Genomic DNA, 1,740 nt, shown 5'->3' with positions numbered 1-1,740 from the left:
CGGGCGCGTGGACCTGCCCCGGGCCCGCTGGGAGCCCGACGACGGCGCCGCGCGGGCGATCCGTGCGATCGCCGACCGTATCGTGTCCGGGCCCGGTGCGAGGATGAGGCCATGACCAGGGAACACGGGGTGGACCCCTTCGACGACGACGCGGCGGCGCCGGAACGGGCCGCTCGGCTGGTGCGCACGGCCGCCGCGCCCGAGGACCGGATCACGCTGACGGACGAGCAGGAGGCGATCGCCTCGCTCGCCCCCGGGCACGGCGCCGTGCTCGTGCTGGGCGCCCCCGGCACGGGGCGCACCACCGTGGCGGTCGAGTACGCGGCCCGCCGGATCGAGGCGGGGCTGGACCCCGAGTCCCTCCTGCTGCTGGCCCCGAGCCGGGATGCGGCGGCGCGGCTGCGTGACGCGCTGACCCGCCGGCTCGCCGCCGCCGGTCGGGGCACCCGCGCCGTCACCCCCGTGCGGACCTGGTCCTCCTACGCGTTCGACCTGCTGCGCCGTGCCCGCGTCACGGGACCGCTGAGGCATCTGGAGGTCGCCCCCCGGCTGCTCACCGGTGCCGAGCAGGACACGGTGATCGCCGAGCTGCTCGAGGGCTACGCCGCCGGCCTCGCCGCCGCGCCGGACTGGCCGGACGACGTCGCCCCCGCCGTGGAGGCGAGGGGATTCCGCCGTGCGGTCCGCGAGCTCGTGGACCGCATGAGCGAGCTCGGCCTCGAGCCGGGCCGCCTGCAGGAGCTCGGCACCGCCCACGGGCGCCCCGAGTGGGAGGCCGCGGCCGTGCTGCTGCAGGACTACCGGGACCGGATCGACCTGGGCATGGCCGAGGCGTTCGACGCCGCCGGGCTGCTGTCCGCTGCCGTCCGCGTGCTCACCGAGCGGCATCCGGAGGACCCGGAGCGCGACGCCGCGGCGCAGGCGTTCGTGGCGGAGGAGCGGGACCGCCTGGCCGTGCTCGTGGTCGAGGACCTCCACGAGGCCACCCCCGCCGTGCACGACCTGCTCAGCGTGCTCGGCCGCGGGCGGGACGTGTTGCTCACCGCGTCACCGGACACCACCGTGGAGGGCTTCCGCGGCGCCCGGCCCGACCTCCTCGCCCGGTACCCCGAGGTCCTCGACCCCGATCCCGTGCCGGGGGCCGCCCCGCCCGCGTCCCCGGACGGACGCGTCCGGGTGCTGACGCGCGGGCACCGCATGCGCGCCGCGGTCCAGGACGCCTACCTCCGCGTGGCCCGCCGGGTCCGCCAGCGCACCGCCGGCGTCGAACGGACCCGCACCGAGACCGTCCCGGCGGACGGCGACGGCGCCGTCCGGGCGCACGTCGTGCCCACCCGCGCCCACGAGGACCAGCTCGTCCTCGAACGGGTGCTGCGGGTCCACCACGAGGACGGGGTGCCCCTGGACCGGATCCTCGTGGTCGCCCGCTCCGGCTCCCGCGTGGCCGCGCTCGCCCGTCACCTGGAGGCCGAGGGCGTCCCCGTGCTGCGGGACGCCGCCGGGCTCGTGCTGAAGGAGGAGCCCGCCGTCGCGCCCCTGCTCACCCTGCTGGACGCGGCGGGGGCGCTCGCGGAGGATCCGGAGGCCCGGGTCGAGGACGTGCTCGACCCGGACGAGGTCGTGGGACTGCTCACCGGCCGGTACGGGATGGCCAGCGCGCTGCACGTGCGGCGGCTGCGCCAGGACCTGCTGGCCGCCGAGCGGGGCCGGGGCGGCGCAGGGAGTCCTCGACGGCGCGCA

At 78.2% G+C, this 1,740-nt stretch carries 1 protein-coding gene; it reads left to right on the top strand.

The genetic code is table 11. From position 1 onward, the window contains the following. Nucleotides 1-111: 111 nt before the first annotated feature. Nucleotides 112-1,740, top strand: a 1,629-nt coding sequence (locus HMPREF3105_RS02060) for a UvrD-helicase domain-containing protein (protein WP_141762402.1), incomplete at its 3' end; no start/stop codon positions are given.

Source organism: Micrococcus sp. HMSC31B01 (genome assembly GCF_001816085.1).
Lineage (GTDB): Bacteria > Actinomycetota > Actinomycetes > Actinomycetales > Micrococcaceae > Micrococcus > Micrococcus luteus.
Note: the sequence above shows the minus strand (reverse complement) of the source record. Positions and strands in the feature narration are given on the sequence as shown.